This is a genomic window from Pseudomonas sp. NY5710 (assembly GCF_013305665.1).
Lineage (GTDB): Bacteria > Pseudomonadota > Gammaproteobacteria > Pseudomonadales > Pseudomonadaceae > Aquipseudomonas > Aquipseudomonas juntendi.
On the sequence record NZ_CP045554.1, the window covers coordinates 872,146 to 896,332 of the forward strand.

At 62.8% G+C, this 24,187-nt stretch carries 25 protein-coding genes and 1 tRNA gene; 20 read left to right on the plus strand and 6 right to left on the minus strand.

The features are described from left to right. Positions 1–11: 11 nt before the first annotated feature. The 7 genes from cyoE (at position 12) to GEV39_RS03950 (ending at position 6,032) form a co-directional block, all read left to right on the plus strand. On the plus strand, positions 12–899 hold the full coding sequence (cyoE, locus tag GEV39_RS03920) for a heme o synthase (protein WP_173887634.1): 888 nt from the start codon (positions 12–14) through the stop codon (positions 897–899). 337 nt (positions 900–1,236) lie between these two features. Continuing rightward, positions 1,237–2,445 carry an alanine transaminase gene (gene alaC, locus GEV39_RS03925; protein ID WP_173887635.1) on the plus strand — a complete coding sequence of 403 codons (1,209 nt, stop codon included), beginning with the start codon at positions 1,237–1,239 and terminating at the stop codon, positions 2,443–2,445. A gap of 219 nt (positions 2,446–2,664) precedes the next feature. Next, positions 2,665–3,792 carry a hypothetical protein gene (locus GEV39_RS03930; protein ID WP_173887636.1) on the plus strand — a complete coding sequence of 376 codons (1,128 nt, stop codon included), beginning with the start codon at positions 2,665–2,667 and terminating at the stop codon, positions 3,790–3,792. Positions 3,793–3,917: 125 nt separating this feature from the next. Further along, a complete protein-coding gene (locus GEV39_RS03935; RefSeq protein WP_173887637.1) occupies positions 3,918–4,301 on the plus strand; it encodes a YkgJ family cysteine cluster protein in 384 nt (127 codons plus the stop codon). A gap of 209 nt (positions 4,302–4,510) precedes the next feature. Then, on the plus strand, positions 4,511–5,074 hold the full coding sequence (locus tag GEV39_RS03940) for a GNAT family N-acetyltransferase (protein ID WP_009681616.1): 564 nt from the start codon (positions 4,511–4,513) through the stop codon (positions 5,072–5,074). A gap of 11 nt (positions 5,075–5,085) precedes the next feature. Beyond that, positions 5,086–5,625, plus strand: coding sequence for a hypothetical protein (locus GEV39_RS03945; protein WP_173887638.1), 540 nt, complete (start codon positions 5,086–5,088; stop codon positions 5,623–5,625). A 20-nt stretch (positions 5,626–5,645) separates the two neighbouring features. Continuing rightward, entirely contained in the window at positions 5,646–6,032 is a 387-nt protein-coding gene (locus tag GEV39_RS03950; RefSeq protein ID WP_173887639.1) for a lysozyme inhibitor LprI family protein, read from the plus strand. A 240-nt stretch (positions 6,033–6,272) separates the two neighbouring features. Here GEV39_RS03950 and mnmH read toward each other — a convergent pair whose 3' ends face one another. Both mnmH and selD read right to left on the minus strand, forming a co-directional pair. Then, the gene (gene mnmH, locus GEV39_RS03955) at positions 6,273–7,385 is read right to left on the minus strand and encodes a tRNA 2-selenouridine(34) synthase MnmH (protein WP_173887640.1); all 1,113 of its coding nucleotides are present in this window, start codon (positions 7,383–7,385) and stop codon (positions 6,273–6,275) included. Then, positions 7,385–8,419, minus strand: coding sequence for a selenide, water dikinase SelD (selD, locus tag GEV39_RS03960; RefSeq protein WP_173887641.1), 1,035 nt, complete (start codon positions 8,417–8,419; stop codon positions 7,385–7,387). The genes mnmH and selD overlap by 1 nt, the downstream gene beginning before the upstream one ends. Before the next feature lie 261 nt (positions 8,420–8,680). Between selD and GEV39_RS03965 the strand changes: the two genes are divergently transcribed. Genes GEV39_RS03965 through phnE form a run of 4 tightly spaced genes read left to right on the plus strand, consistent with a single transcriptional unit; the run spans position 8,681 to position 11,926 of the window. Further along, entirely contained in the window at positions 8,681–9,535 is an 855-nt protein-coding gene (locus GEV39_RS03965) for a putative selenate ABC transporter substrate-binding protein (RefSeq protein ID WP_054906265.1), read from the plus strand. Beyond that, a complete protein-coding gene (locus GEV39_RS03970; RefSeq protein ID WP_173887642.1) occupies positions 9,532–10,341 on the plus strand; it encodes a phosphonate ABC transporter ATP-binding protein in 810 nt (269 codons plus the stop codon). The genes GEV39_RS03965 and GEV39_RS03970 overlap by 4 nt, the downstream gene beginning before the upstream one ends. After that, positions 10,335–11,162: a PhnE/PtxC family ABC transporter permease gene (locus GEV39_RS03975; protein ID WP_054890553.1), complete on the plus strand. Its 828-nt coding sequence runs from the start codon at positions 10,335–10,337 to the stop codon at positions 11,160–11,162. Before GEV39_RS03970 ends, GEV39_RS03975 begins: the two co-directional genes overlap by 7 nt. Further along, complete coding sequence (phnE, locus tag GEV39_RS03980) at positions 11,159–11,926, plus strand: phosphonate ABC transporter, permease protein PhnE (protein WP_173887643.1); 768 nt, start codon at positions 11,159–11,161, stop codon at positions 11,924–11,926. Before GEV39_RS03975 ends, phnE begins: the two co-directional genes overlap by 4 nt. A 36-nt stretch (positions 11,927–11,962) precedes the next feature. Here the strand turns inward: phnE and GEV39_RS03985 are convergent, their stop codons facing one another. From GEV39_RS03985 to GEV39_RS03995, 3 genes are all read right to left on the minus strand, one after another. Beyond that, positions 11,963–12,856, minus strand: a complete 894-nt coding sequence (locus GEV39_RS03985; protein WP_173887644.1) for a bestrophin family protein — start codon at positions 12,854–12,856, stop codon at positions 11,963–11,965. A gap of 302 nt (positions 12,857–13,158) precedes the next feature. Then, positions 13,159–13,806 (minus strand): trypsin-like peptidase domain-containing protein, encoded by a 648-nt coding sequence (locus GEV39_RS03990; protein ID WP_173891645.1) that lies wholly within the window; start codon positions 13,804–13,806, stop codon positions 13,159–13,161. Between the two features lie 263 nt (positions 13,807–14,069). Beyond that, a tRNA-Leu gene (locus GEV39_RS03995) sits at positions 14,070–14,154 on the minus strand. Positions 14,155–14,261: 107 nt separating this feature from the next. Here GEV39_RS03995 and queA point away from each other — a divergent pair. The 6 genes from queA to GEV39_RS04025 all read left to right on the plus strand — a co-directional run bounded on the left by queA (position 14,262) and on the right by GEV39_RS04025 (position 20,328). Continuing rightward, positions 14,262–15,311, plus strand: a complete 1,050-nt coding sequence (gene queA / locus GEV39_RS04000) for a tRNA preQ1(34) S-adenosylmethionine ribosyltransferase-isomerase QueA (protein ID WP_054906087.1) — start codon at positions 14,262–14,264, stop codon at positions 15,309–15,311. A 14-nt stretch (positions 15,312–15,325) separates the two neighbouring features. Then, positions 15,326–16,441, plus strand: coding sequence for a tRNA guanosine(34) transglycosylase Tgt (tgt, locus tag GEV39_RS04005; RefSeq protein ID WP_009682049.1), 1,116 nt, complete (start codon positions 15,326–15,328; stop codon positions 16,439–16,441). Between the two features lie 42 nt (positions 16,442–16,483). Continuing rightward, entirely contained in the window at positions 16,484–16,819 is a 336-nt protein-coding gene (gene yajC, locus GEV39_RS04010) for a preprotein translocase subunit YajC (protein WP_008092587.1), read from the plus strand. Positions 16,820–16,882: 63 nt separating this feature from the next. Then, positions 16,883–18,745, plus strand: a complete 1,863-nt coding sequence (secD, locus tag GEV39_RS04015) for a protein translocase subunit SecD (protein ID WP_173887645.1) — start codon at positions 16,883–16,885, stop codon at positions 18,743–18,745. A 10-nt stretch (positions 18,746–18,755) separates the two neighbouring features. After that, positions 18,756–19,664 carry a protein translocase subunit SecF gene (secF, locus tag GEV39_RS04020; protein WP_173887646.1) on the plus strand — a complete coding sequence of 303 codons (909 nt, stop codon included), beginning with the start codon at positions 18,756–18,758 and terminating at the stop codon, positions 19,662–19,664. A 121-nt stretch (positions 19,665–19,785) separates the two neighbouring features. Continuing rightward, entirely contained in the window at positions 19,786–20,328 is a 543-nt protein-coding gene (locus GEV39_RS04025) for a glycine zipper 2TM domain-containing protein (protein ID WP_173887647.1), read from the plus strand. Between the two features lie 647 nt (positions 20,329–20,975). Here GEV39_RS04025 and suhB read toward each other — a convergent pair. After that, on the minus strand, positions 20,976–21,794 hold the full coding sequence (suhB, locus tag GEV39_RS04030) for a type III secretion system regulator SuhB (protein WP_173887648.1): 819 nt from the start codon (positions 21,792–21,794) through the stop codon (positions 20,976–20,978). A gap of 151 nt (positions 21,795–21,945) precedes the next feature. Between suhB and trmJ the strand changes: the two genes are divergently transcribed. The 3 genes from trmJ (at position 21,946) to iscR (ending at position 24,160) form a co-directional block, all read left to right on the plus strand. Then, positions 21,946–22,701 carry a tRNA (cytosine(32)/uridine(32)-2'-O)-methyltransferase TrmJ gene (gene trmJ, locus GEV39_RS04035; RefSeq protein WP_173887649.1) on the plus strand — a complete coding sequence of 252 codons (756 nt, stop codon included), beginning with the start codon at positions 21,946–21,948 and terminating at the stop codon, positions 22,699–22,701. A gap of 3 nt (positions 22,702–22,704) precedes the next feature. Further along, positions 22,705–23,490: a serine O-acetyltransferase gene (cysE, locus tag GEV39_RS04040; protein ID WP_009682043.1), complete on the plus strand. Its 786-nt coding sequence runs from the start codon at positions 22,705–22,707 to the stop codon at positions 23,488–23,490. Positions 23,491–23,668: 178 nt separating this feature from the next. Then, complete coding sequence (gene iscR, locus GEV39_RS04045) at positions 23,669–24,160, plus strand: Fe-S cluster assembly transcriptional regulator IscR (protein WP_008092572.1); 492 nt, start codon at positions 23,669–23,671, stop codon at positions 24,158–24,160. Positions 24,161–24,187 lie beyond the last annotated feature (27 nt).

Below are 24,187 nucleotides of genomic sequence, written 5' to 3' on the forward strand. Positions count from 1 at the left end.
GGTAAGACTGCATGTCCGTTAAGCACTTTATCCAAATCACCAAACCGGGGATCATTTTCGGTAACGTGCTTTCCGTGGCAGGCGGTTTCTTCCTTGCCTCGAAGGGCCATGTGGATTTCGCCCTGTTCCTGGCGGCGGTGATCGGTACTTCGCTGGTGGTGGCGTCCGGGTGCGTGTTCAACAACTGCATCGACCGTGACATCGACCACAAGATGGAGCGCACCAAGAACCGCGTGATGGTTCAGGGCGGCATGTCGCTGCCCCTCGCGCTGATCTACGCCACCCTGCTTGGGGTGGCGGGTTTCAGCCTGCTGTATGTTCAGGCCAACCCGCTGTCGGCGTTCTGCGCAGCAGTAGGGTTCGTCGTCTACGTCGGCTTCTACAGCCTGTGGCTGAAGCGCAAGTCGGTGCACGGCACCTTGGTCGGCAGCCTGTCAGGTGCCATGCCTCCGGTGATCGGCTACTGTGCCGTGAGCAACAGCTTCGACCTGGCTGCGGTAACCTTGCTGGTGATGTTCAGCCTGTGGCAAATGCCGCACAGCTTTGCCATTGCCATCTTCCGCTTCAAGGATTACAGCGCTGCCAACATTCCGGTGCTGCCGGTGGCACGCGGCATTCTCGCGGCGAAGAAGCAGATCGTGCTGTACGTACTGGCTTTCGTGCTTGCTACCTTGATGCTCACCCTCGGCGGTTACGCCGGCCTCGGCTACCTGGTCGTGGCAGCCGCCATGGGCCTGTACTGGCTGTACATGGCCTGGGGTGGCTACAAGGCCGAGGACGACAGCAAGTGGGCGCGTAAGGTGTTCGGCTTCTCCATCCTCACCGTCACTGCCCTGAGCGTGATGATGGGTGTGGACAGCCAAACCGCTGCGGACGTGCTGATGACATACGCACGCTGAAATAGCTGCCTGTTTCACGAAAACCCCGGCCATGTGCTGGGGTTTTTTTATGGGTGTTTTTCCTGTGCCGGCCTTTTCGCGGGCTTGCCCGCTCCCACAGGTACGGCGCAGGTCCCAGGGGCTGCGGGTAACCCTGTGGGAGCGGGCGAGCCCGCGAAGAGGCCAGCGCAGGAAAACATAAATCCTGTATTTTCAAAAAATACTTCTGAAAAGATCCAAAAAAACAGGAATTTGTCCTTTACAGGTATCCTGTCTCGGCACTATCTTCTGATCCAGGCCGCCACATCGGCCAGCGTCGCTCGGACGGTTCCGGGCGCTTACGTTCTCAGAGGAAACCATGGCCAACCCAGGTTCGCCGCGCCGCTTTGCGCGCATCGATCGTCTCCCCCCTTACGTCTTCAACATCACTGCCGAGCTCAAGATGGCTGCCCGCCGCCGTGGCGAGGACATCATCGACCTGAGCATGGGTAACCCCGATGGCGCCACGCCGCCGCACATCGTCGAGAAGCTGGTGCAGGTTGCCCAGCGTGAAGACACCCACGGCTATTCCACCTCGCGCGGAATTCCGCGCCTGCGCCGGGCCATCTCCAACTGGTACAAAGAACGCTACGACGTCGACATCGACCCGGAGCACGAAGCCATTGTCACCATCGGCTCGAAGGAAGGCCTGGCGCACCTGATGCTGGCCACCCTCGACCAGGGCGACACCGTGCTGGTGCCCAACCCCAGCTACCCGATCCACATCTACGGCGCGGTGATCGCCGGCGCCCAGGTGCGCTCTGTGCCGCTGGTGCCGGGGGTGGACTTCTTCAACGAGCTTGAGCGCGCCATTCGCGAGTCGATACCCAAGCCGAAGATGATGATCCTTGGCTTCCCGTCCAACCCCACCGCGCAGTGCGTGGAGCTGGACTTCTTCGAGCGTGTGGTGGCACTGGCCAAGCAGTATGGTGTGCTGGTGGTGCATGACCTGGCCTATGCCGACATCGTCTATGACGGCTGGAAAGCCCCGTCGATCATGCAGGTGCCGGGCGCCAAGGACATTGCGGTGGAGTTCTTCACCCTGTCCAAAAGCTACAACATGGCGGGTTGGCGCATTGGCTTCATGGTCGGCAACCCCGAGCTGGTCAATGCACTGGCGCGGATCAAGAGCTACCACGACTACGGCACCTTCACCCCGCTGCAGGTGGCGGCCATCGCTGCCCTGGAAGGCGACCAGCAGTGCGTGCGCGACATTGCCGAGCAGTACCGCCAGCGCCGCAACCTGCTGGTCAAAGGCCTGCACGAGCTGGGCTGGATGGTCGAGAACCCCAAGGCGTCGATGTACGTATGGGCGAAGATCCCGCCGGCGTATGCGCACTTGGGGTCGCTGGAGTTTTCCAAGAAGCTGCTGGCCGAGGCCAAGGTATGCGTGTCGCCGGGCATCGGTTTCGGTGATTACGGCGATGATCATGTGCGCTTTGCCCTGATCGAGAACCAGGACCGCATTCGCCAGGCCATTCGCGGCATTCGGCAGATGTTCCGGGCCGACGGGCTGGCTCGCAAGTAAGCTTTAGGGGCTGCTTTGCGGCCCTTTCGCGACACAAGGCCGCTCCCACAGGGACCACGCAGCATCCGGAAGCTGCGCTGTACCTGTGGGAGCGGCCTTGTGTCGCGAAAGGGCTGCAAAGCAGCCCCAGGGTCTTCAGCCGGGCGAGCTTTCCGCCTGCATTCCAAACCTCAGCCAACCTACCTTCGGCACTCATTTCTCACCAAAGAGATCGCCCCCATGAGTGTCTTCACCGCCTATTTCTGCGGCACCGGCTCGCACCGCTTCGACCACGCCAACCCCAACTTCTGGAACGGCGAGCTGGTTTCGACCCTGGCCAGCAACGAGCAGGGCCACGAGTTCGCCCATTGGATTGCTGTCGATGGTCCAGGCAGCGGCAACCTTCAGGATGACAACCTGTTCGTGGAACCTGGTGGCTATTACAACTGGACCGGGCAGCTGTTTGGCCGCGGCTGGGAAGAAAACGTCAACCACGTGCTGCAGGTGATCAAAGGCGAAAGCAACTGGCAGCGCAACGAACTGAGCAAGGAAGAATACGAGCGGCTGAAGCAAGCTGGGGTGCCGATACCGGATGCCGGGTCTGCGGCCTCATGGTTCTGGCGCAACTACAGCTACGGCGCCCGCCACCCAACACCGCAGCAATTGCAGGAGGGCATCATCAGCATGTTCCGCAAGCCGCGCCTGCCGACCCAGGTCAACCTGGTGGGCTGGAGCAGGGGAGGGATCAGTTGCCACATGCTGGCCAATGCCATGGCACAAGACCCTGTACTGCGCGACATACCGGTGAACATCTTTGCCATCGACCCGGTACCGGGGGTTGGCAATGTGCAGCAGCAGCGGGTCAGCCTGGCCGGCAACGTGAAGGAGTACGTGGGGTTCTATTCGCGGGATGAGCGTTCCAAAGGGTTTGCCTGCGTGGTTCCTGCCGTGGCGAGCACCACACGCATCTGCATTTATCCAATGCCTGGCCGGCATGCCACGCTGGTAGGCAACGCCTCGGTTGACGGCGCGGGCGCGGGCAAGGCGTTGGCTGAACCGGGGTTGATCGTTCGCCACTTCGCCGAAGTCTGCCTGGCCCGCTGGGGTGTGCAGTTGGGCAAGCGCCTGGCGTTGACCGACAGCCAGTTGATGCAATATCACCAGCAAATGGCAGCGGCGGATGACCAGTACCAGGCCATGCGAAATGCGTCCTATACCGTGCTCACCGAGGGTGAGAAGGACGACCGCCTGGTGCACTGTGGTCAAGCGCCCATGCGCTTCAGCGAGGTGCAGGGCGCAGCCTACGAACCCAGCACGGGCCTGGCCTTGCAGCGCTGGGACGCCGACACTTACAAAGCCATCTGCTAGCGGTGCCAGGCGGCCGGATCAGCGGCAATTTTTTTGCATTGCCCCCCTATCCAGCCGCCCCTGCTTGGACTGAGAATGGCGCCGCGGGCCAGACCCGATAACAACAACCTTCCCTCCGTGCCATCATGTCCGAATACAACCCTTGCCTTGACTGCGGCGCCTGCTGCGGGTACTTCCGTGTGTCTTTCTTCTGGGGCGAATGCCAGTCTGCCGGGGGCGTTGTCCCGGATGACCTGGTGGTGCAGGTCAACCCTACCCGTGTGGCCATGATCGGCACCGATGCCAAGCCTTGCCGTTGCGTCGCCCTTGATGGCGAGATCGGTAAAGAGGTGGGTTGTACCATTTATGCCAACCGCTCAAGCCCCTGCCGTGAGTTCGAGGCGTCGTGGGAGGGTGGGGTGCATAACCCCAGCTGTGACGCCGCCCGGGCAGCATATGGGCTGCCACCGCTGACACCGCCTGGGGCCAATGAGCCGCATTGGCCGGATGATGGGGCCGAGGTGGCCTGACGCTTTCTCGCTGGTCTGTACTGGCCCCATCGCCGGCAAGCCAGCTCCCACAGGCGTTGCATATCCCGTGGCAAACACCTGTCAGTCCTGATGCGATTTCTGTGGGAGCGGCCTTGTGTCGCGAAGGGCTGCGCAGCAGCCCCGGGATGCCGTAACCTCGCGCTTGACGTTAAACTGTCATCTCCCCAGCAATGGACAGGAGATCCGGCGTGACCCCACCCCGCAGTTTCCCCAGTGACCTCTGCCTCGACAGCCCGCGCCTGCAACTGCGCCCCATGCGCCATGCCGATGCCGCGCAGTGGCTGGCGATCATGGCCGACCCCGAGGTCATGCGTTATTGGCACCATGCCCCTTGGCAAAACCTGGCCGAGGCCGAAAGCGCCCTGGCCGCCGACCGCGAAGCCTATGCCAATGGCGACCAGCTCAAGCTGGGTATGTACCGCCGTGACAATGGCGAGCTGATCGGCATGGTCCAGCTGTTCAACATCGACGATGTTTCCCGCCGCGGCGAGATCGGCTACTGCCTGGCCAGCGCCGTACAGGGTAGGGGCTACATGGACGAAGCGCTCACCTGCTTCATCGATTACCTGGCGAACACCCTGCACATGCGCCGCCTGGAAGGCGAGATCGACCCGCGTAACCAAGGCTCGGCGCGCACCCTCGAACGTCAGGGCTTTGTGTTGGAAGGCACCCTGCGGGCGCGCTGGTGCGTGGCCGGTGAGTTGTCCGACTCCGGCATCTATGGTCTTCTGCTTGAGCCTCCGGTCGCCTAGGAATTTGCCCTTTGCCCGTTTTCTACCTGAGCATCAGCCTGCTGCTGTACTTGCTCGCCCTGTTCTTCAACGGCGCGCACATGAATGGCGGGCATCACATGCCGGCGCTGCAGATGCTGCTGTACGGGCCATGGGGCTTGCCCTTCGGCTTGCACCAATGGTTTGCCAACCCGCTGCTGGCGTTGGCCATCCTTGCCCACCGGCGCTTTCGCCGGCTGGCATTGCTGGCCGGGTTGGCGGCGGCTTACCTGGCGGGCAGCAGCTTCGGCATCACCCGTCTGCCGGATAACCAGACTTATGAATTCCATGACCTGAGCGGGTTTGGTGCCGGCTTCTACCTGTGGCTGGCGGCGATGGGCGTGTTTTGCCTGGGTCAGGCCAGGCATTGCTGGAAGGCCCGCAGCGCTGAGGACATGCCCGGTTGGAACTGGCTCAATGTGGCCTTGATCGCGGCGTTGGGTGTGGCGGTTTATGCCGCCACACAGATGCCAGCGCTGCAGTTCGAGCCGGGCAAGGCGCTGATGCCGCCGGTGCAACCCCAGACGCTTTGATACCCACAAGGAGAGTTGGCATGTACAAGCAATACCTGGCAGGGCTGGCACTGACCTGCGTGCTGCCATTGGCGGTGGCCGATGACTACACGGCGACGTACGTGCAGTGCATGGACAAGGCCTCCAGTACGGTGGCCATGAGTGAGTGCATCGGGGCCGAGACGCAGGTGCAGGACCAGCGGTTGAACCGGGTGTACAAGCAACTGATGGGCAAGCTGGATGCCGGGCAGCAGAAAATTTTGCTCGATGTGCAGCGCAAGTGGCTGGCGTACCGCGATGGCAATTGCCAGTTCCATGTACAGGCCAGTGGCGGGACCATGGCGCAGCTGGAGGGTGGTACCTGCATGATGAGCATGACCCGCGACCGCGCGGCGGAGCTGGAGCGGGTGCTTAGCCCGGGGCAGTGAATTGTCTGTACGGGCCTCTTCGCGGGCATGCCCGCTCCCACAGGTGTAGTGTTGGGAGCAACTGTCTTGTATTGCCTGGACTGGCCTCATCGCCGGCAAGCCAGCTCCCACAGGGATTGCGCCAGCTTATGGCTTTTGAGCACGACAGTTGCCCCCCACAGGGATTGCACAGGATGTGAAGTCGATGCGATCGAGGTGGGAGCTGGCTTGCCTGCGATGGGGCGCGAAGCGACCCTGGTTTTACAAGTGTGGCTGGCGCAGTGCCCGGGCCTTGAGGTACTCGCGCACTTCCACAGCATCCCCGGCAAACTCGATGCGCTCGGCCTTGGCGGCCCGCTGGTAGGCATACATCGGGTCGTAGTACTCGTTCAGCAAACCCTCGATCCAGCCCCGGTGCAGGTCCACCGCGCCGCTGCGCTGCTGTTCTGCCAGGGCCAGGCGCAGAATTTCCGATAGCCGTTGGTAGCGTTCGCCACCCAGGCGCTTGTGGATGTTGGCCATGCTCTGCAGCATGCGCTCGGCAAACAAGCGGCGACCGTCTTCCTCGCCATGCACGGCCACAAACTCGGCACTCAGGTTGATCACATAGTCGCGAAGAATGCGCGCCACGCGGTTAGCGAAGCTGTCCTCCAGCCACACCAGCGGATACCGCTGCATGCCTTGGTACAACTCCAGCGGCAACGTGCAACTGCCGACAATGCGGCCTTCATCTTCCAGCACGAACTGCTCGACCCCTCGGGCACGCTTCTTCAGCACATCGATGGCCAACTGGTTCTCGAAATCGATCTGCGCCGGCTGCGCTGTGGCGCGCTTGCCGAAGCTGGAGCCGCGGTGATTGGCGTGGCCTTCCAGGTCGAGCACGTTGTCCAGTTGCTGCAGCACATCGGTCTTGCCGGTGCCGGTCAGGCCGCCGACCAGCACGAAATCGCATTGGGCCACCGCCTGTTGGGTCGTCCCCAGCAGATAGTTACGCATGGCCTTGTAGCCACCTTTGACGCGTGGGTACTGGATGCCCGCTTCATCGCGCAGCCAGCCCTGCACGATCTGCGAGCGCAGGCCGCCCCGGAAGCAGTACAGGTAGCCCTCGGGATGCGCCTGGGTAAAGGCTACCCAGGCTTGCAGGCGGGCCTGCTTGGTAGCACCGCTGACCAACTGGTGGCCCAGCGCGATGGCGGCGGCCTGGCCCTGTTGCTTGAAGCAGGTGCCGACCTTCTGCCGTTCCTGGTCGTTCATCAGCGGCAGGTTGAGCGCGCCAGGGAAGGCGCCCTTGGCGAATTCGACCGGCGCGCGCATGTCCATCATCGGCACGTCGTCGAGGAACAGCTGGCGAAAATCGGTGCAGTCGGGGCGCATCAGATCACCTCGACCGCATGGCTCTGTCGCTCGACCAGCTTGCCGATCGGAGACAGTTTCAGGCCCAGTTCGGCAGCCACGGCGAGGAACTCGGTTTCACCCTCCGGGGCAACAGCAACCAGCAAGCCACCGCTGGTCTGCGGATCGCACAGCAGGTGCTTCTGGTCGTCGCTGAGGGCGCCGATCTTGTGCCCGTAGCTGTCGTAGTTACGCAGGGTTCCACCGGGGATGCAGCCTTCGGCCAGGTAGTGGTCGACGCTGGGCAGGCGTGGCACGGCGGCGTAGTTCAGGTGCGCGGTGAGGCCGCTGCCTTCGGCCAGCTCGACCAGGTGGCCGAGCAGGCCGAAGCCGGTGACGTCGGTCATGGCCTTGACCCCGTCCAGCCTGCCGAAGCGGCTGCCGGGCGTGTTGAGGGTGCACATCCAGTCACGGGCCAGGCCTTGGTCTTGCACGCGCAGCTTGGCCTTCTTTTCGGCGGTGGTGAGGATGCCGATGCCCAGTGGCTTGGTCAGGTACAGCTGGCAGCCGGCGCTGGCAGTGTCGTTGCGTTTGAGGTGGCGTTTATTGACCACGCCGGTGACGGCCAGGCCAAAGATCGGCTCAGGCGCGTCGATCGAGTGGCCGCCGGCCAGCGGGATACCCGCTTCGGCACACACTGCGCGGCCGCCGCGGATGACTTCGCGGGCGACTTCCGGCGGCAGCACGTTGACCGGCCAGCCGAGGATGGCAATGGCCATCAGCGGGTCGCCGCCCATGGCATATATGTCGCTGATGGCGTTGGTGGCGGCAATGCGGCCGAAGTCGTAGGGGTCATCGACGATCGGCATGAAAAAGTCGGTGGTCGAAACCACGCCGCGCTCGTCGTCCAGCGCGTACACTGCTGCATCGTCGCGCGAGGCATTGCCGACCCACAGTTTCGGGTCCAGGGCCTGGGTGCCGCTTTCGGCGAGGATCACGTCCAGCACCTTGGGGGAGATCTTGCAGCCACAGCCGGCACCGTGGCTGTACTGGGTCAGGCGAATCGGCTCGCTCATGCGTACCTCAGCAGGTCAATTTGTTGCGCGATTGTAGCAAAGCTGGCCTTTGCGCCTGTGCCTCTTATAATTCCTTGGGCCAGCTGCGAGCTTCAAGCTTCAAGCTTCAAGCTTCAAGCTTCAAGCTTCAAGCTTCAAGCTTCAAGCAAAAGCAAAAGCAAAAGCCACATGCAGGCTGCTTTTGCTTGCAGCTTGCAGCTTGCAGCTTGCGACTTGCGACTTGCAGCCTCTTTTCCCCGCCATTGAACCGGAGAACACCCCATGCTCAAACGCCCCCTGGCGCTCGCCGCCGGCCTTGTGCTGTCCTGCTGTGCCGTTGTCGTGCAGGCCGCTGAGACCCTGCGGGTCAGCGCCATCCCCGACGAAGCACCCACCGAACTGCAGCGCAAGTTCAAGCCGTTGGGCGAGTACCTGGCCAAGCAGTTGGGCATGGAAGTGAAATTCGTGCCGGTGGCCGATTACCCGGCTGTGGTCGAGTCGCTGGCTTCCGACCGCCTCGACCTGGCCTGGCTGGGTGGGTTCACCTTCGTCCAGGTACACCTGAAGGACCCGACCGTCACGCCGTTGGTGCAGCGTGAGCAGGATGCGCAGTTCACCTCCAAGTTCATCACCGCCGACCCCAACGTGAAAAGCCTGGCCGACCTGAAGGGCAAGTCGTTTGCCTTCGGCTCCATCTCGTCCACGTCGGGGAGCCTGATGCCGCGCTACTTCATGCTTAAGCAAGACAACATCAAGCCTGAGGACTACTTCAGTCGTGTGGCCTATTCCGGTGCCCATGACGCCACCGTGGCGTGGGTGCAGGCGGGCAAGGTCGACGCAGGTGTGCTCAATGCCAGCGTCTGGCAGAAGCTGGTGGACGCCGGCAAGGTCGATACCAGCAAGGTGAAGGTATTTGCCACCACCCCGACCTATTTCGACTACAACTGGACCGTGCGCGGCAACATGGACCCGGCGCTGAAAGAGAAGATCAAACAGGCCTTCCTCGCCCTCGACCCGGCCAACCCGGCGCACAAGGCGATTCTCGACCTGCAGGCCGCCAGCCGCTTCATCGAGACCAAGGCCGAGAACTACGTGGGCACCGAGCAAGCGGCGCGTGAGGCCGGCCTGCTCAAGTGACAGCCTCGAACGCAGCCATCCACCTGCATGGCGCCGGCCTGCGCCACGGCCAGGTGCGCGCACTCGATGCGGTCAACCTGCAGATCGACCACGGCGAGCGCGTGGCCATCATCGGGCCTTCGGGCGCGGGCAAGTCCAGCTTGCTGCACCTGATGGCCACAGCCGTGCGGCCTGACAGCGGGCGCCTAGAACTGCTCGGCGAGCAGCCCTGGGCGTTGTCGGTACGGGCGCGTCAACGCTTGCGTGCGCGGGTCGGCCTGGTACACCAGGCGCCACCCTTGCCGCCGCGCCAGCGCGTGGTCACGGCAGTGCTGGCAGGGCGCCTGGGGCAGTGGGGGCTGTCACGCGGCTTGTTCAACCTGCTGTACCCCAGCGATGTTGCGGGCGCTCGGCAGGTTCTGGCTGAGCTGGGCCTGGCCGACAAGCTGTTCGTGCAATGTGGGCAACTGTCCGGCGGGCAGTTGCAACGGGTCGGTATCGCGCGCGCGTTGTATCAACGGCCGCAGGTGCTGCTCACCGACGAACCCGTGTCGGCCATGGACCCGGTGCTGGCCGACCACAGCCTGGCCTTGCTCAACCGCCACGCCCAGCGCCATGGCGTGACCCTGGTGGCCAGCCTGCATGCGGTGGAGCTGGCGCTGGCGCATTTCCCTCGGGTGGTCGGTATTCGCGAGGGGCAGGTGGCGTTCGACTGCCCGGCCACTGCGGTTACCAGGCAGATGCTGGATGCACTGTACGCCAACGAACACCTGGCTTCGCCGCCAGCCCCTGGGGCACCCCTGACCGTGCAGATTCCGCGATGCTGAAAGCCAGCACCCGCGACCCGGCCTTATTGCCGCGGTTGCTGCTGGCCGTGCTGGCTGTGGCAGTCCTGTGGCCGGGTATACGGTTGAGCGAGCTGAACCCCGGTGTGCTGCTGCAGGCAGAGAACCGGCAGCAGATCGCCCAGTTCACCCGCGCGTTCTGGCCACCGGCCCACGACGCCGATTTTCTTGCATTGCTGTACGACGCCACGTTGCAGACCTTGGCCGTGGCGACTGCCGGCATGGCGCTGGCATTGCTGCTGGCAATCCCGGCTGGCTTGCTGGCCAGCCGGGCGTTGTCGTTGCGCGCTGCATCCAGGGGCGGACGGGCCGGGTTAGGGTCACGGGTGGTACGCCTGCCTGTGCGCGGGGTGCTGATTTTCCTGCGCAGCGTGCCCGAGATTGTCTGGGCGTTGCTGTTCGTGCGTGCGGTGGGGTTGGGGCCGACGGCAGGGGTACTGGCCATTGCCATCACCTACAGCGGCATGCTCGGCAAGGTCTATGCCGAGATTTTCGAATCGGTCGACCAGCGCCCGGCACATGCCTTGTTGCAGGCGGGCAGCGGGCGCTTGGCTGCGTTCCTCTACGGCATCCTGCCCAATGCCGCCGCCGAGGTGGTGTCGTACACCGTGTACCGCTGGGAATGCGCGGTACGGGCGTCGGTGGTGATGGGCTTTGTTGGCGCCGGGGGGCTGGGGCAGCAAATCGACCTGTCGATGCGCATGTTTGCAGGTGCCGAGGTCGCCAGCATGCTGCTGACCTTCCTGTTGCTGGTGATCCTGGCCGACCTGCTCAGCCGCTTGCTGCGTTGGAGGTTGGCGTGAACCGGGTGATCAACCTGCTACTGCTGGGGGGCATCGTGGCGGCGGTAGCGGCCTCGTTTGCCTACCTGCAGCTGGACTTGCACGCGCTGGTCGGCAATGGCGGCCTGGGGCAGATGGGCGAATACGCCGGGCGCTTCCTGCACCCTGACTGGTCTGCCGGGCACCTGAAGGCGGTATGGCGCGGCGCGCTGGAGACCCTGGCCATGTCCGGGCTGGGCACCCTGTTGGCGATGGTGTTTGGGCTGCTGCTGGCGCTGCCGGCGGCGGGCCGCTTCGGGTGGCCATTGCAGGGCGCCGCGCGGTTGCTGCTCAATGCCCTGCGCGCCATTCCGGAGCTGGTGTGGGCGGCGCTGACCGTACTGGCTGCCGGGCTTGGACCCAATGCCGGCACCCTGGCCCTGGCGCTGCACACTGCCGGGGTACTGGGGCGGTTGTTTGCCGAGGCGCTGGAGAATGCGCCGCCAGAGCCTGCGGCGGCGATCCGTTTGCAGGGGGGTAGCCAGGTGGTGGCCTTCTGCTTTGGCACTTTGCCCAATATGTGGCCGCAGTTGCTGGCATACAGCTTGTACCGCTGGGAGAACAACATTCGCATGGCCAGCGTGCTGGGGTTTGTCGGGGCGGGAGGGCTGGGGCAGATGCTGTACACCACCTTGAGCCTGTTCCAGGAAGCCCAGGCCAGCACGGTGATCCTTGGCATGCTGGTGCTGGTGTTGCTGGTGGACCTGCTCAGTGATGTGTTGCGCCAGCGTTATGTGCGGGCCTGACTGACAGCCGGGGCCGCAAAGGCAGCCCCAAATCCATCAGGCTCCCATAACCTCGCCACACTGCGCCTCGCGCTGCATAGATTCCAGGTTGCGCTCGATCGTCTCGCAAATGGTGTCCATCTGGATCTGGTGCTCACTGAACCTGAACGGGCTCTGCAAGTCGGTACCGATCCGCTCGATGGCCAGCAACATGAACCCCACCACTGTCGAGGCCAGCGGTGTGAACCAGCCCAGCGACTCCACCAGGCCCACGGGCACGATCAGGCAGAACAAGGTGATGAACAGGCGCGGAAAATACACATAAGGGTACGGCAGCGGCGTATTGGCAATCCGTTCCATGCCGCCCTGGGCATTGGACAGGTCCACCAGGGTGGCCTCCAGCCGCGCCAGGCGAATGCTGTCCAGCCGCCCGGCCTGGTATTCCCGGGCCAGCAAGGCCGCCGAGCCGCTGAGAATGTCGTTGGCGAAGTTGTTCGAGCGGTTGCGCCGTTCGAACTCCGCCGGCGGGATAAAAGCCATCAGTTCCTCCGGGCAGGGTTCACCTTTCAGGTGTGCCGCCAGGCAGTTCACATAGGCGATATGCCGTCGCAGCAGGGTGGCCTTGACCGGGTTCAGGCCGTCGACCGTGTCATCGATCAGGGTCAGCGTCTGCCGGGCAAAACTGCGCGAGCTGTTCACCAGCGCGCCCCATAACGTGCGTGCTTCCCACCAGCGGTTGTAGGCACTGCTGTTGCGAAAGCTCACCAGCACCACCAGCGCCGAACCCAGCAGGGTCAGTGGGATCAGCGGCAAGGTGAACTTGCTGTTGAAGAACAGCATGAAGTCGATGGTGACCAGCACATCCCAGATCAGCAGCCAGAACAGCGACCAGCCGATATAGCCGATGGTCTTCACCACCAGGCGGTACTTGCGGGCGATGACGTTTTTCACGCGAGAGTACCTCGAAACGCGGGGGGATGCAGGATGGGACGTCGAGGGGCGCCGAAGGTTCGCCATCCTTGAGCGGGTGTATCCATAAGGATACGATTGGGTGGCCACTTGATGATGCCGAATGGTGTGAAGCCCAGCTGTGGATAGACAGCAGGCCGGCGGTGTTGTGATTGAAGCATGGCACTCGGGCCTCCCGAGCGCAGGCTCAAATCCCGCGCAGGCCCTGTAGGAGCGGGTTTACCCGCGAAGAGGCCATCAGCCTCACACCATAGGCCGCTTTCCATCCAGCACCGCGCCCCGATTCACGGCTTGGCGGCCACCGCCACGTAGCCTTTGACCGCGGCCGGCCCCCTCGGCTTGGCCTTGTGCGCCAACAGGTACTGATAGCGCCGCCACTCCTTGTCGATCTCGTTGAACGACATGAATACGCTGATGCGTTCCTTGCCGATCAGGTCGGGGCGCCTGCCAGCGTCGATCTCGCTGGTCGGGATGATGGCCACGTTGATGCCCACGACCTTGCCATCGTCGGCAAACACCGGCCCACCCGACATGCCTTTGGTGATCGGGCCATCGTGTACCGAGTAGAAGACACTGCCAGGCGTACCTTCCAGCCGAACCAGCGACGGCAGGGCATGGCCCTTGCCTTGCATCGGCATCATCAAGCTGTTGTAGCCGACCGCCGTCACGGCCTCGCCCGGCACATACTGGCGCCAGCCCGGTACCGTCGCAGCCTTGTGCTTGAAGAACACCACATCACCGAGGCCTTCGTGAACCACGTTGGGCAGGAAGGGGGTGTGTTTGGCGGTTACTGCGTAATCCTCGTTCCACTGGATGGCGCTGGCCATCAGCAGCATTGGCAGCGGAGCACCGGAGGTGACCACGAATGCCTGGCTGTAGACGGGATCGGAAACGTACGACGTTGGCACTCCATTGCACCCACCCAGCAGCATCATTGCTGCCACACAGGGCGCTATAGCTTTCATGGTTCACACAGGATTGAGGGGAAGGGTGCGCAACTATGGCTAAGTGCCATTATTCGGACAATGCTTTCGTGATATATCCGACGAATGACAGCTTAAGTGCTAATCAGAAGGGTAGCCAATAGAATCGGGGTATCGGGGTGAGGCCCGGCGCCGTGGCGGTGGCGTCAAGACGAGGGGTAGTTTTGCGAGGCGAAAAAAAACCGACCATACGGTCGGTTTTTTCCGGATTTTGGTGCCCCGAGGGAGACTCGAACTCCCACTCCTTTCGAAAACGGATTTTGAATCCGCCGCGTCTACCAATTCCGCCATCAGGGCGTGTGGCGCGCAGTATAGAGAGCTGCCGCTGGTCGGTCAATCGGCTTTCATGGTCAATTTTCACACATTGGGCTAAACTTCCCGGCCCTGCCGAACCGAACATCATCATGCGCGTCGCCGATTTTTCCTTCGAACTCCCCGATTCCCTGATCGCCCGCCACCCACTGGCCGAGCGCCATGGCAGCCGTCTGCTGGTCCTCGATGGGCCGAGCGGCGTGCTGGCACACCGGCAATTTCCCGATTTGCTCGAGTACCTGCGCCCCGGCGACCTGATGGTGTTCAACAACACCCGGGTCATCCCGGCCCGCTTGTTCGGCCAGAAAGCGTCTGGCGGTAAGCTGGAGGTGCTGGTCGAACGCGTGCTCGACAGCCACCGGGTGCTGGCTCACGTAAGGGCCAGCAAGGCGCCGAAAGAGGGCGCGGTCATCCTCATCGATGGCGGTGGCGAGGCCGAAATGGTCGCCCGCCACGACACACTGTTCGAGCTGCGCTTCACCGAAGAGGTGCTGCCATTGCTCGACCGCGTCGGGCACATGCCGTTGCCGCCCTATATCGACCGCCCCGACGAGGGCGCCGACCGTGAGCGCTACCAGACCGTCTACGCCGAGCGTGCCGGTGCAGTGGCCGCGCCCACCGCCGGTCTGCACTTCGATGAAGCGCTGCTGGAAAAAATTGCCGCCAAGGGCGTGGAACGCGCCTTCGTCACCCTGCACGTGGGCGCCGGCACGTTCCAGCCGGTGCGTGTCGACAAGATCGAAGACCACCATATGCACAAAGAGTGGCTCGAAGTGAGCCAGGAGGTGGTCGATGCCATCACGGCCTGTCGCGCTCGCGGTGGCCGGGTGATCGCCGTGGGCACCACCAGCGTGCGTTCGCTGGAAAGTGCCGCGCGCGACGGCGTGCTCAAGGCGTTCAGCGGCGATACGGATATTTTCATCTACCCAGGTCGGCCGTTCCATGTGGTCGACGCGCTGGTCACCAACTTCCACCTGCCGGAGTCCACGCTGCTGATGCTGGTCTCGGCCTTCGCCGGCTACCCCGAGACCATGGCCGCCTATGCCGCGGCGGTGGAGCAGGGGTACCGCTTCTTCAGTTACGGTGATGCCATGTTCATCACCCGCAATCCGGCGCCACGCGGCCCCGAGGATCAAGCATGAGTCGCACCTGTCGAATGTCCTTCGAACTGCTGGCCACCGACGGCAAGGCCCGTCGCGGTCGCATCACTTTCCCTCGTGGCACCGTGGAAACCCCGGCGTTCATGCCGGTGGGCACCTATGGCACTGTCAAGGGCATGCTGCCACGCGATATCGAGGCCATTGGCGCCGAGATGATCCTTGGCAACACCTTCCACCTGTGGTTGCGCCCCGGCACCGAGGTGATCAAGAAGCACAACGGCTTGCACGATTTCATGCAGTGGAAGGGCCCGATCCTCACCGACTCCGGTGGTTTCCAGGTGTTCAGCCTGGGCGCCATGCGCAAGATCAAGGAAGAGGGTGTGACCTTCGCCTCGCCGGTCGATGGCTCCAAGGTGTTCATGGGCCCGGAAGAGTCGATGCAGGTCCAGCGTGACCTGGGGTCGGACGTGGTGATGATCTTCGACGAGTGCACCCCGTACCCGGCCGAGCACGATGTCGCGCGCACCTCCATGGAGCTGTCGCTGCGCTGGGCCCAGCGCTCGAAGAACGCCCACGCCGACAACACCGCCGCGCTGTTCGGCATTGTTCAGGGTGGCATGTACCAGGACCTGCGCATGCGCTCGCTCGAAGGCCTGGAAAACATCGGCTTCGATGGCCTGGCCATTGGTGGCCTGTCGGTTGGCGAGCCTAAGCACGAAATGATCAAGGTGCTGGATTACCTGCCTGACCAGATGCCGGCTGACAAACCTCGTTACCTTATGGGGGTAGGCAAACCGGAAGATCTCGTTGAGGGTGTGCGCCGCGGCGTCGACATGTTCGACTGCGTGATGCCAACGCGCAACGCGCGCAACGGGCATCTGTTTGTCGATACAGGGGTGATCAAGATCCGCAATGCGTTCCATCGCCACGATGAATCGCCGCTGGATCCGACCTGTGACTGCTACACCTGCACCAACTTCTCGCGCGCCTATCTGCACCATTTGGACAAGTGCGGCGAAATGCTGAGCAGCATGCTGAATACCATCCACAACTTGCGCCATTACCAGCGCTTGATGGCCGGTTTACGCGAGGCCATTCATCAGGGTAAATTGGCCGCCTTTGTCGACGCCTTCTACGCCAAGCGCGGGCTTCCTGTGCCGCCCTTGGACTGACTGTCTGCATCCATTATTAGAAAATTACATTAGGAGTGCCCAATGAGCTTCTTGATCCCCGCCGCATACGCGGACGCTGCAGCACCTGCCGCCGGCCCAGCCGGTACCGGCTTCGAGTGGATTTTCCTGGTCGGTTTCCTGGTCATCTTCTACCTGATGATCTGGCGCCCACAGGCCAAGCGCGCCAAAGAGCAGAAGAACCTGCTGAGCAACTTGCAAAAAGGTGACGAAGTTGTCACCAACGGCGGTATCGCCGGCAAGATCGTCAAGGTTTCCGATGACTTCGTGGTACTGGAAGTGTCCGACACTGTCGAACTGAAGTTCCAGAAGGGCGCCATTGCTGCGACCCTGCCAAAAGGTACGCTCAAGGCTATCTGAGTTACCGGTTTTATTTTCCAGTCGGGGCGCGCAACGCGCCCCGCGTCTTGAACGGGCGGCGTGATGCTGAACAAATACCCTCTGTGGAAATATGCACTGATCGTGCTGGTACTGGTGGTCGGTTTCATTTATTCCGCACCCAACCTTTACCCGGACGACCCGGCGGTGCAGATCAGTGGTGCCAGCTCGGCGCTGCAGGTGAACCAGGCCGACCTCGACCGCGTCAGCAAGGCGTTGGTCGATGCCAAGATCGCAGTCAAGGGCACCAGCCTGGGCGAGAAGGGCAGCGGGCTGATCCGCCTGACCAACCAGGAAGACCAGCTGCCGGCCAAGGATGTGGTACGCAAGGCGCTGGGCGATGATTACGTCGTGGCCCTGAACCTGGCCCAGACGACCCCGCAATGGCTGCGCAACCTGGGTGCAAGCCCGATGAAGCTGGGCCTGGACCTGTCCGGTGGTGTGCACTTCCTGCTGGAAGTGGACATGGACAAGGCCATGAGCGCCCGCATGAAAGTCTACGAAGGCGAGGTCAAGACCTTGCTGCGTAAAGAGCGTGTGCGCTACCGCAGCCTGCCTCAGCAGGATGGTGGCATCATGCTGGGCTTTGCTGACGATGCAACCCGCGAACAGGCGCGTGCCCTGATCCGCAAGAATTTCAATGACTTCGAGCTGACCACCACCGAGCGCAACGACCTTGCGGTGCTGCGCCTGGCGCTGACCCAGGCGAAGGTCGCCGAAATCCGCGAATACTCGATCAAGCAGAACCTCACCACCGTGCGCAACCGCGTCAACGAGCTGGGCGTGGCCGAGCCGCTGGTACAGCGTCAGGGCGCCAACCGCATCGTGGTCGAGTTGCCAGGTGTGCAGGACACTGCCGAAGCCAAACGTATCCTGGGTAAAACCGCCAACCTCGAGTTCCGCTTCGGTGCCGAACCGGGCGCGTCCAAGGCCACTACCGAGGTGTTCGAGTTCCGCGAAGGCGGCCGGTCCGCTGCGGTCGAGCGTGGGCTGATCATTACCGGTGACCAGGTTACCGACGCCCAGGCAAGCTTCGATGAACACGGCCGCCCACAGGTGAATATTCGCCTGGATGGCCACGGTGGCGAGCTGATGAGCCGCGCTACCCGCAGCAACGTTGGCCGTAGCATGGCGGTGATCTTCATCGAGCAGAAGCCGGTTACCCGCTACGTCAAGCAAACCGTCGACGGCGTCGAGAAAGACGTGGCCGTGCAAAGCTTCGTCGAAGAGAAGAAAATCATCAGCCTGGCCACCATCCAGTCGCCGCTGGGTAGCCAGTTCCGCATCACCGGCCTGAACGGCCAGGGCGAGTCGTCCGAGCTGGCGCTGTTGCTGCGTGCCGGTGGTCTGGCTGCACCGATGTACTTCGCAGAAGAACGTACTATCGGCCCAAGCCTGGGTGCCGACAACATCACCAAGGGTATCGATGCATCGCTGTGGGGCATGCTGTTCGTCTCGCTGTTCATCATCGCCATCTACCGTGGTTTCGGCGTGATCGCCACCGTCGCCCTGGCGGGCAACATGGTGCTGCTGCTGGCACTGATGTCGCTGCTGGGGGCCACCCTGACCCTGCCAGGCATTGCCGGTATCGTGTTGACCATGGGTATGGCGGTAGACGCCAACGTGCTGATCTTCTCGCGCATACGCGAAGAGCTGAAGGCCGGCATGTCGGTCCAGCGCGCCATCCACGAAGGTTTCAACCGCGCCTATACCGCGATCATCGACGCCAACCTGACCAGCCTGCTGGTCGGCGGCATCCTGTTCGCCATGGGTACCGGCCCGGTCAAGGGCTTTGCGGTCACCATGTCCCTCGGGATTTTCACCTCGATGTTCACCGCCGTCATGGTGACCCGCGCAATGGTCAACCTGACCTGTGGCGGGCGTGACATCAAGAAGCTGTGGGTTTGAGGGAGCTGCGATGAAAACCATCAACTTCATGGGCGTGCGCAATGTCGCGTTCGCCATTACCGTGCTCCTCACCGTGCTGGCGCTGTTCAGCTGGTGGCAGAAAGGCCTGAACTTCGGCCTGGACTTCACCGGTGGTACGCTGATCGAGCTGACCTACGAGCGCCCGGCAGACCTCAAGGCGGTACGCGCCGAGCTGGTCGACTCCGGTTTCCACGAGGCCGTGGTGCAGAGCTTTGGTGCTACCACCGACTTGTTGGTGCGTATGCCGGGCGATGACCCGCAACTGGGCAACAAGGTAGCTGCCGCACTGCAGAAGGCAGGCGGTGACAACCCGGCTACGCTGAAGCGCGTCGAGTTCGTTGGCCCGCAGGTGGGTGAAGAACTGCGCGACCAGGGTGGCATGGGCATGCTGCTGGCGCTGGGCGGCATCCTCATCTACCTGGCTTTCCGCTTCCAGTGGAAGTTCGCGGTGGGGGCGATCGTCTCGCTGATTCACGACGTGGTGGTTACGCTGGGTATCCTGTCGTTCTTCCAGATCACCTTCGACCTGACGGTGTTGGCGGCAGTGCTGGCGATCATCGGCTACTCGCTGAACGACACCATCGTCGTGTTCGACCGGGTGCGGGAGAACTTCCGCGTCATGCGCAAGGCTTCGTTGATCGAGAACATCAACGTGTCCACCACCCAGACCTTGCTGCGTACCGTCGCCACCTCGGTTTCGACCTTGCTGGCCATCGCGGCGCTGTTGTTCTTCGGCGGTGACAACCTGTTCGGCTTCTCGCTGGCCTTGTTCATCGGGGTGCTGGCAGGTACCTACTCGTCGATCTACATCGCCAACGTAGTATTGATCTGGCTGAACCTGAACAGTGAAGACCTGATCCCGCCGACCAAGGCAGAAGGCGTGGACGATCGTCCGTAACGGGTAGCTCAACACCGCCTGGCGGTGCAAAAGGCGCGAGTATTGAACTCGCGCCTTTTTTTTTGCTCCAAGGCTGGGAGAAGCGCGGGTTGCGACCCGCTGGTACGATCAGGAGGTTGACGTGAATAAATCAATGCTGGTGGGTGCGGTACTGGGTGCTGTCGGTGTGACTGCCGGAGGTGCTGTCGCGACCTACAGCTTGGTCAACAAGGGGCCTGAATATGCCCAGGTCACCGACGTGCAGCCGATCAAGCAGCAGGTGAAGACCCCGCGTGAAGTCTGCAAGGAGGTTGCCGTAACGCGCCAGGCGCCGGTCAAGGACCAGCACCAGATCGCCGGCACCGTGGTAGGCGCCCTGGCGGGCGGCTTGCTCGGCAACCAGATTGGTGGCGGCACCGGTAAGAAGATCGCCACCGTCGCCGGTGCGGTGGGTGGTGGTTATGCCGGTAACAAGGTGCAGGAAGGCATGCAGCAGCGTGACACCTACACCACCACGCAAACCCGCTGCAATACGGTCAACGACGTCAGTGAGAAGGTGGTGGGGTACAACGTGAAGTACACCCTGGGTGATCAGGTAGGTCAGGTGAAGATGGACCGCGAGCCAGGGTCGACCATTCCGGTGGACAAGAACGGCAAGCTGATCCTGAGCGAAGCTGGCCAGTAAAGCCAGGCGTGGTTTGCTTTGTGTAGGGGCGGCTTTAGCCGCGAATGCGGCAGTGGCGGCAACGGTGAATGCCCAGGAAATCCCGGCGGCAGGCCCGGCCACTTCGCGGGTGAACCCGCTCCTACATCGGGCGTTGCCGCCCCGCAGATAAGTGCCCACCACTGCCCCATGAGGTGCGGCTTTAGCCGCGAATGCGGCAGTGGCGGCAACGGTGAATGCCCAGGAAATCTCGCCAGCAGGCCCGGCCCCTTCGCGGGTGAACCCGCTCCTCCATCGGGCGTTGCTGCCCCGCAGATAAGCGCCCACCACTGCCCTATGAGGTGCGGCTTTAGCCGCGAATGCGGCAGTGGTGGCAACGGTGAATGCCCAGCATCTCGCCAGCAGGCCCGGCCCCTTCGCGGGTGAACCCGCTCCTACATCGGGCGTTGCTGCCCCGCAGATAAGCGCCCACCACTACCCCATGAGGTGCGGCTTTAGCCGCGAATGCGGCAGTGGCGGCAACGATGAATGCCCAGGAAATCTCGCCAGCAGGCCCGGCCCCTTCGCGGCTAAAGCCGCTCCTACAGGGGTAGTAGGCCCTGGTTGGGTGGACACAGGCACAAAAAAAGCACCCCGAGGGGTGCTTTTTGTTTGTCGGCAATCCGCGCTTAGCGCTTCAGGCTTTCTGGCAGGTGTGGCTGGATAGTGGTCAGCACGGCCTTGAAGCACTTGATGTTGCCCGCAACGATGTGGCCTTTGTCGAGGAAGTCGTGGCCACCGTTGAAGTCGCTCACCAGGCCACCGGCTTCCTGAATCAGCAGCACGCCGGCGGCCATGTCCCACTCGGACAGCCCCGATTCCCAGAAGGCGTCGAAGCGGCCGGCAGCAACGTAGGCCAGGTCCAGGCTGGCAGCGCCAGCGCGGCGGATGCCGGCAGTTTGGCCGGTCAAGGCGCGGAACATGCCCAGGTAGTTGTCGAGGTCGGCCATCTGGCTGTCGCGGAACGGGAAGCCGGTACCCAGCAGGGCGCCTTCCAGGCTGGTGCGCGAGCTGACACGCAGGCGGCGGCCATTGAGTTGGGCGCCACGGCCACGGCTGGCGGTGAATTCTTCCTGGCGAACCGGGTCGACGATCACGGCGTGCTCAAGGCGGCCACGGTACTTGCAGGCGATGCTGACAGCGAAGTGCGGGATGCCACGCAGGAAGTTGGTGGTGCCGTCCAGCGGGTCGATGATCCACAGGTAATCCTTGCCTTCTTCACCGGTGCCGGCGTGCAGGCCGGTTTCTTCACCCTGGATGGAGTGGTTCGGGTAGGCCTTGCGCAGGGCGTTGACGATGGTCTGCTCGGCGGCGCGATCGACTTCGGAAACGTAGTCCTTGGCCTCTTTCTCATCGACCTTGATGCTATCCAGGCGTTCGATGGAGCGGAAAATCAGTTCACTGGCGCTGCGAGCGGCGCGCAGGGCGATATTCAGCATAGGCTGCATGGGCGGGTCACCTGGAGATGTTAAAGAAGAAAGCCGATCATTCTAGCAGAAAACTGTGGCGGCAGAAGGGGCACATTTGCTTTCGTGGCGTTACGTCTGTCGGTTCTGTAAGATCCAAGCCCCTGATTCCTGCATCTGTGAGCACAACACCTTGCTGCAAAATATTCGTGTTGTTCTGGTCAATACCAGCCACCCCGGCAACATCGGCGGCGCTGCGCGTGCCATGAAAAACATGGGCTTGTCGCGTCTGGTGCTGGTGCAGCCGAAAGAGTTCCCCGCCGTGGATGCCAGTGCCCGCGCCTCTGGTGCCGACGATGTGCTGGACAATGCCCAGGTGGTCGACAGCCTCGAACAGGCTCTGGTCGGCTGCAACCTGGTGATGGGCACCAGCGCCCGCGAGCGCAGCATTCCCTGGCCGTTGATCGGCCCGCGTGAATGTGGCGAAAAGGCGGTGGTGCATGCCAATGGTGGCGAAGAAATCGCCCTGGTGTTCGGGCGCGAACACGCCGGCCTGACCAACGAAGAACTGCAGCGATGTCACTTCCACGTGCACATTCCCTCCAACCCCGACTTCAGCTCGCTGAACCTGGCTGCCGCCGTGCAAGTGCTCGCCTATGAGGTGCGCATGGCCTGGTTGGCCGCCGGTGTGGCACCGGCCCAGGTCGAGAAGGTGGATGCCAGCGAGCTGGCGACCATGGACGAAATGGAGCTGTTCTACGACCACCTGGAGAAAACCCTGGTGGGCATCGGCTTCCTCGACCCTGCAAAGCCCAAGCACCTGATGCCGCGCCTGCGCCGGCTGTACGGGCGGGTGGCGGTCGAGCGTTCGGAAATGAGCATTTTGCGCGGCATCCTCACCGAGACCCAGAAAGTGGTCCGGGGCGAGCCGCATAAACGGAAGGACTGAAAGATGTTTGAACGCCTGCGTGAAGATATTCAAAGCGTATTCCACCGTGACCCGGCTGCGCGCAATGCCTTCGAGGTGCTCACCTGCTACCCGGGCATGCATGCCATCTGGCTACACCGCCTGGGTAATGCCTTGTGGCGGCGCGACTTCAAGTGGCTGGCGCGACTGGTCTCGAACTTTGGCCGCTGGCTCACCGGTATCGAGATTCACCCCGGTGCCACCATCGGCCGGCGTTTCTTCATCGACCACGGCATGGGCATCGTCATCGGCGAAACCGCCGAAATCGGCGATGACGTCACCCTGTACCAAGGCGTTACGCTGGGCGGTACCAGCTGGAACAAAGGCAAGCGTCACCCCACCTTGGAAAACGGCGTGGTGGTAGGGGCGGGGGCCAAGGTGCTGGGCCCGTTCACCGTGGGTGCGGGGGCCAAGATCGGCTCCAATGCGGTGGTGACCAAGGCGGTCCCGGCCGGTGCCACGGCAGTGGGCATCCCCGGGCGCATCATTGTCAAGCGCGAAGACAGCGAAGTGGAGGCCAAGCGCAAGGCCATGGCCGAGAAGATCGGCTTCGACGCTTACGGTGTCAGTGGCGACATGCCCGACCCGGTGGCGCGCGCCATTGGCCAGATGCTCGACCATCTGCAGGCCGTCGACGAGCGGCTGGAGGGTATGTGCGGCGCGTTGACGAAAATGGGCAGTGACTACTGCGCCAAAGAGCTGCCGGCCCTGCCCGAGGATGACTTCACCGAAGCGGCCCAGGCCGTCAGGCGCGACACTCAGCCGCATTGATTGCGCCGCGGCGCACCGAGGTTGACATACGGGGCGTGTGCTCACGCCCCTCGTCTGCTACAATCGCGCCGCCTCCCAGATGCAAACCCGACTAAAGCAGTAGGTCTAATAGTTGACTTAAATGCTCGGGAATCGCATACTTGCACACATCCCGAAACTCCCGTGGTACCCAATAGCCATGCGACTGACTACCAAAGGCCGATACGCCGTGACTGCCATGCTCGACCTGGCGTTGCACGCGCAGCATGGGCCGGTGTCTTTGGCCGATATTTCCGAGCGCCAGGGCATTTCCCTCTCTTATCTGGAGCAGCTGTTCGCCAAGCTGCGCCGTAGCAGCCTGGTCTCCAGTGTGCGCGGCCCCGGTGGCGGCTATCAGCTGTCGCGCGGTATGGAAACCATCCAGGTGGCACAGGTCATCGACGCGGTCAACGAATCGGTCGATGCCACCCGTTGCCAGGGCCTCGGGGACTGCCATGCCGGTGATACCTGCCTGACTCACCACCTGTGGTGCGACCTCAGCCAGCAGATCCATGAATTCCTCAGCGGCATCAGCCTGGCCGACCTCGTCATGCGCCGTGAGGTGCAGGAAGTCGCCCAGCGCCAGGACTTGCGTCGTGTCGCAGGCCGAACCGCCCAGCTGGACAAGATTGAGACGTCCGCCGTCGATTGACCCTTAGCCACGACGAGCGACGCCACC